The organism is Calidithermus terrae, from assembly GCF_003574345.1.
In the GTDB taxonomy this organism is placed as follows: Bacteria; Deinococcota; Deinococci; order Deinococcales; family Thermaceae; genus Calidithermus; species Calidithermus chliarophilus.
The window spans coordinates 1-4695 of record NZ_QXDL01000268.1 but is presented as its reverse complement, the minus strand read 5'-3'; the positions used below and the strand labels follow the sequence as shown (position 1 = coordinate 4695).

The following is a 4695-nucleotide window of genomic DNA, read 5'->3' as shown; positions in this document are numbered from 1 at the left end:
GTGATGACCCACACCGCGTTCTGCAACAGCCCGGCGTGGGCGGCCTCCACCCCGGCCTTCTCGCTGCCGGCCATGGGGTGGCCGCCCACGAAGTTGGGTAGGACGCCCGAAAGGGCTTCCACCACCGGCCCCTTGACGCTGCCCACGTCGGTCCAGAGGCTGTCGGGGCGGGCGTGGGGGGCGAGCTGCCGGCCCACCTCGCTGAGCACGCCCACCGGCGCGGCCAGCACCCCGAGGTCGAGCTCGCCGATCCAGCTTCCCGGCGCGGTGTGCACCTTGTCGGCCACGCCCAAGGCGAGGGCGTCCTCGAGGGCCGAGGGGTCGGGGTCGTAGGCGTGGACCTCGCCCGCCAGGAAGCGCTCGCGCAGGCCCAGTGCCACGCTGCCCCCCAGCAGGCCGATGCCGAAGATGCCGACCTTGTCGAACAGGGGCTTCATGGACGACGCCCAACGCCCAACGCCAAACGCCAAACGCCGAATGCCGGCGGCCAGGGGGATGCAGGGGGCTCAGAACGGGCCGTGTGGCTCATGGAAGGGCAGTTTACCCGTGCCCTTCGGGCTCAGGCAAGCTCGAGGCCCCCCACCATCTCCTTGCCCACGGCGGGCAGGATGGCCCGGACCTTCTTCATCAGCAGGGCGAACTCGTGCTCGTGGAGCTGCTGGGCCGCGTCGGAGAGGGCCTTCTCGGGCTCGGGGTGGGTCTCGACGATGATCCCGTCGGCGCCCACCGCCACCCCGGCCAGGGCCAGCGGGATCACGTAGTCGCGCTTGCCCGCGGCGTGCGAGGGGTCGATCCACACCGGCAGGTGGGTCCAGGACTTGAGCAACGGCACCGCCGAGACGTCGAGGGTGAAGCGGGTGGCCCTCTCGAAGGTGCGGATGCCGCGCTCGACGAGGATCACCTTGAGGTTGCCCCTCGAGAGCACGTACTCGGCGCTCATGAGGAATTCCTCGAGCGTCATGCTCATGCCGCGCTTGAGCATCACCGGCTTGTTGGTCTCGCCCACCGCTTGCAAGAGCGCGAAGTTCTGGGCGTTGCGCGCGCCGATCTGGAGCATGTCGGCGTGCTCGGCGACGAGCTCGACCTGCTCGGGCGAGAGCACCTCGGTCACGACGGGCAGGCCGGTCTCGGCGCGGGCTTCGACGAGGAGGTCGAGGCCCTCGCGGCCCATGCCCTGGTAGGAGTAGGGGGAGGTGCGGGGCTTGAAGGCGCCCCCGCGCAGCATCTGGGCGCCGTGGCGCTTGACGAAGCGGGCGGCGGTGAGGATCTGCTCGCGCGACTCCACGCCGCAGGGCCCGGCGGCGACCATGAAGGCGTTGCCGCCGGTGGACCCGGTGGGCCAGGAGATCACCGAGGGCTTGGGCTGGACCTCGAGGCTCGCGAGCTTGTAGGGCTTGCTGATGGGGATCACTTCGGCTACCTCCGGCAAGGCCCTAAAGTGCTCGAGCAATTCGGGCGTAGGGCCTTTGCCGATGGCCCCGATCAGCGTCGTGGACTCGCCCTCCGAGACGTGGGGCCGGTAGCCCACCCGTTCGACCTCCGCGACGATGCTCGCGATCTCCGCCTGCCCTGCGCCGTGCTTGAGGATGATCAACATGCCTTCCCTCCTTGGGCCGTGCTTGGGGTTGGGGATGCAAAAAAGCCTCCGGGGTTGGTCCCCGGAGGCGTCTGTGCAAGCCCAAATGCGCTATGCCGACCTCACGGGGACCGTAGGCCAATAAAAGTACCCGAAAAAGCGGGCACTGGCTTTGGCGACCCCGTGCGTGGGCATATGCCCAGGAGTGTAAGGGCAGTCTGGATTGCCTGTCAATACGCCCGTGGGACTTGTGGGGCGGGCCTGGGGTGGTTTTGGGTAGGGTGGTTTGGCCGTGTCGGTTCCGCCGACACCCCGCCCACCCCCTCCCGCGTGAGCCGCACACCCCGGCCGGGGCGGGGCGGCACGGCATGAGCGCCCTTCCACGGGGAAGTGGGGCTGTAGTCGGCTTACGGGATGGGCACAACCCCAGTGGATGATTCATCCCAACAAGGCGTATTGCGTATTGCGTTTTGCGTTTTGCGTTTGGCGTACGACGTAGGACGTAGGACGTAGGACGTACGACGCACGACCCAGGACACGCGTCCTGCGTTTCGCGCTCGGCTACCGGCTATCTCCCCGAGCCGCCACGATCGCCAGCGTGCAGCGGGAGATGCAGACCAGCCGGGATTGGTCGTCGCGGATTTCGATGTTCCAGACGTGAGTGGTGCGGCCCTTGTGCAAAGGCGTGGCTACGGCGGTGACCTTGCCGGAGCGCATGGGGCGGAGGTGGTTGGCGTTGATCTCGAGGCCGAAGGAGGTGTGGCCTTCGGGGGCGGCGAGGAAGGCGCCGATGCTGGCGACGGTTTCGGCGAGGGCGACCGAGGCGCCGCCGTGGAGGAAGCCGAAGGGCTGGTGGTGGCGGGGGGTGACCTCCATCTCGGCCACCACGCGCTCGGGGGTGGCTTCGGTGACGCGGATGCCGAGGGTGCTCATGAGGGTTTCGGGGGGGAAGTGGGAGGGGTCCATGTGCGGCATGGCGCCACTTTACGGCGGTGCCGAGCGGCCAGACTGGATGGGCAGGCGCATTTGGCCGTGCGGCGGCGTGACAAGATTGGGCCTGTGGAAACGGTGGTCTTTCTGCCCGGCCTGCTGGCCCCGCCCGCCGGGTTTCGCTCGCTGCGGGAGAACCTCGAGGGCTTGCGCTGTATAGAACTCGCCCCCCACGCCACGCCTGCGGAGGGGCTGGAGGCCTGGCGCGGCGAGGTCCCCCCAGGGGCCCACCTCGTCGCCTTCGCGGAGGCGGCCTGGGCCGGGGCGCAACTGGCGGCGCAGAGCCAGGCTAAGAGCCTGACGCTGCTGAGCCCGGTTCTGCGGGTGGACGCGGCGCTGCGGGCGCGGCTGAGGGCGCTCGAGCAGGCCCTGGGCCTGGGGCCGGAGGCCTTCGTCACGGCGGCCAAGCCCTGGCTGTTCGGGCCGGTGCTGCTCGAGCACGGCCACGAGGCGATGGCGGCCTGGGCGGAGGGCCTGCGGGAGGGGGAGTTGGGGCGCTGGCTGGCGGCCCTGTCCGGTCTGCCCGACGGGCGTAGGGCCCTGCGCGGGCTGCGCTGCCCGGTGCTGGTGGTGATCGGGGCCGAGGACGTGTTCACCCCCAGCCGCTACGCCCAGGAGGCGGTGGAGTGGGTGCCCGAGCAGCGGGCGATGCGGGTGAGCCTCGAGGCCACCGGCCACCTGGCCCCCTGGGAGAACCCCGGCGAGGCGCTGGCGGTGCTCGCGGCCTTTCTGCGCGACGCCGAGGGCTTTTTGCAGGGGCCGCCGGCCTGGCACGACGGCCTGGACGAGCTGCCGGTGCTGTAGGGTGGGGCCGTGTACATCAACCTCTACGGCCTGAACGTGGTCTACGACGACCGGGGGCGCGGGCCGCTGGTGCTGCTGCTGGCCGAGACGGCGGAGCACTGGGCCGACTGCGAGCCGTTGCCCGCGGGTTACCGCTTCATCGTCCCGGACCTGCCGGGGTTTGGCCGCAGCGAGGGCTCGAGCCTGGCCCCCGAGGAGCTGGCCGAGTTCGTGGTGGCCCTGGTCACTATGCTCAACGCCGGGCTTCCCCGGCTGCTGGTGCGCGGGGTGGGGGAGGCGGTGGGGCGGGCGCTGGCCGGGCGGATGGGCCTAGAGCCCCGGCCCTGCCCCGGCCGGGATGCGCTTTTGCGCTTGCTGGATGCGGGGTAGCGCTATACTCGGCTGGTCATGGTGCGGCGTCTGCTGGCGAGTTTCGGCATCGGTTCGGCCCGGGTGGACACCCTGCTCACCTCGCGCACCCTGCGGCCCGGGGAGCGGCTCGAGGGGATCGTGCACCTGCGCGGGGGGCAGGCCGAGCAGCGCGTCTCGGGCATCTACCTCGACCTCATGACCCACGTCGAGCACGACGACCGGCTGAGCGCCCACCGCGTCGCCCGCTTCGACCTGGAGGAGGACGTGCGGCTGGGCGCGGGCCAGGAGGCCGAGGTGCTGTTCAGCTTCGTGCTCCCGCCCTACACGCCGAGCACGCTGGCCCCCGACCCCCGGCGCACCGCCCGCAGCCAGGTCTGGCTACGCACCGGGCTCGCGGTGGCCTGGGGCCTCGACCCCCAGGACTCCGACCCCCTCGAGGTGCTGCCCCTGCCCGCCGTGGAGGTGGTGCTCGAGGGCGTGCGGCAGGCGGGTTTCCGCCTCGAGGGCGTGCGCAACGCCACCCAGCTCATGCTCCAGGGGGCCTGGCTGAGCCTGCCCCTGCCCGTGCTCCAGACCTTCAGCTTCGTGCCCACCGGCGGCTACCAGGGCCGCCTGGACAAGCTCGAGCTCACCCTGAGCGCCCTGGGCGAAGAACTCGAGTTCGTGCTCCAGCTCGACCGGAGCACCTCGGGGCTGGGCGGCCTGATCTCCGACATCCGCGACACCGACGAGTCTGTCCAACGCCTCCGCTTCCCCGCCGACCTCGCCGAGCCGGCGCTCGTGCGCCAGGGCTTGGAGGAGGCGCTCGAGCAGGGCGGGGTTTGATGGGGACGGGATGCTGATAGCTGATAGCCGGGCGGACAGTGCGGGTCGTACGTCGTACGTCCTGCGTCGTACGCCAAACGCAAGACGCCAAACGCCAGACGCCTTGTCACCCCCCTTAGCAAGGGGGGCAGGGGGGGATAAACCCTCCC

The 4695-nt window shown here is 70.8% G+C and carries 6 protein-coding genes; 3 read left to right on the top strand and 3 right to left on the bottom strand.

What is annotated here, in order from left to right; genetic code table 11:
- The 3 genes from Mterra_RS18960 to Mterra_RS18950 form a co-directional block, all read right to left on the bottom strand.
- The coding region (locus Mterra_RS18960) for a prephenate dehydrogenase (RefSeq protein WP_119316551.1) at positions 1-437 on the bottom strand (437 nt) is incomplete at its 3' end.
- A 122-nt stretch (positions 438-559) separates the two neighbouring features.
- On the bottom strand, positions 560-1597 hold the full coding sequence (aroF, locus tag Mterra_RS18955; RefSeq protein ID WP_119316550.1) for a 3-deoxy-7-phosphoheptulonate synthase: 1038 nt from the start codon (positions 1595-1597) through the stop codon (positions 560-562).
- A 540-nt stretch (positions 1598-2137) separates the two neighbouring features.
- Complete coding sequence (locus Mterra_RS18950) at positions 2138-2551, bottom strand: hotdog fold thioesterase (protein WP_119316549.1); 414 nt, start codon at positions 2549-2551, stop codon at positions 2138-2140.
- Positions 2552-2635: 84 nt separating this feature from the next.
- Here Mterra_RS18950 and Mterra_RS18945 point away from each other — a divergent pair, with 84 nt between their 5' ends.
- The 3 genes from Mterra_RS18945 to Mterra_RS18935 are packed head-to-tail and all read left to right on the top strand — an operon-like array spanning position 2636 to position 4546.
- Positions 2636-3370: an alpha/beta fold hydrolase gene (locus Mterra_RS18945; RefSeq protein WP_119316548.1), complete on the top strand. Its 735-nt coding sequence runs from the start codon at positions 2636-2638 to the stop codon at positions 3368-3370.
- A 9-nt stretch (positions 3371-3379) separates the two neighbouring features.
- On the top strand, positions 3380-3739 hold the full coding sequence (locus Mterra_RS18940) for an alpha/beta fold hydrolase (RefSeq protein ID WP_176582556.1): 360 nt from the start codon (positions 3380-3382) through the stop codon (positions 3737-3739).
- A gap of 18 nt (positions 3740-3757) precedes the next feature.
- Entirely contained in the window at positions 3758-4546 is a 789-nt protein-coding gene (locus Mterra_RS18935) for a sporulation protein (protein ID WP_119316547.1), read from the top strand.
- Positions 4547-4695: the final 149 nt, after the last annotated feature.

Excerpts from the sequence above, each read along its gene's own strand:
- aroF (WP_119316550.1), bottom strand. The coding sequence starts at position 1,597 with ATGTTGATCATCCTCAAGCACGGCGCAGGGCAGGCGGAGATCGCGAGC.
- Mterra_RS18950 (WP_119316549.1), bottom strand. The coding sequence starts at position 2,551 with ATGCCGCACATGGACCCCTCCCACTTCCCCCCCGAAACCCTCATGAGC.
- Mterra_RS18935 (WP_119316547.1), top strand. The coding sequence starts at position 3,758 with ATGGTGCGGCGTCTGCTGGCGAGTTTCGGCATCGGTTCGGCCCGGGTG.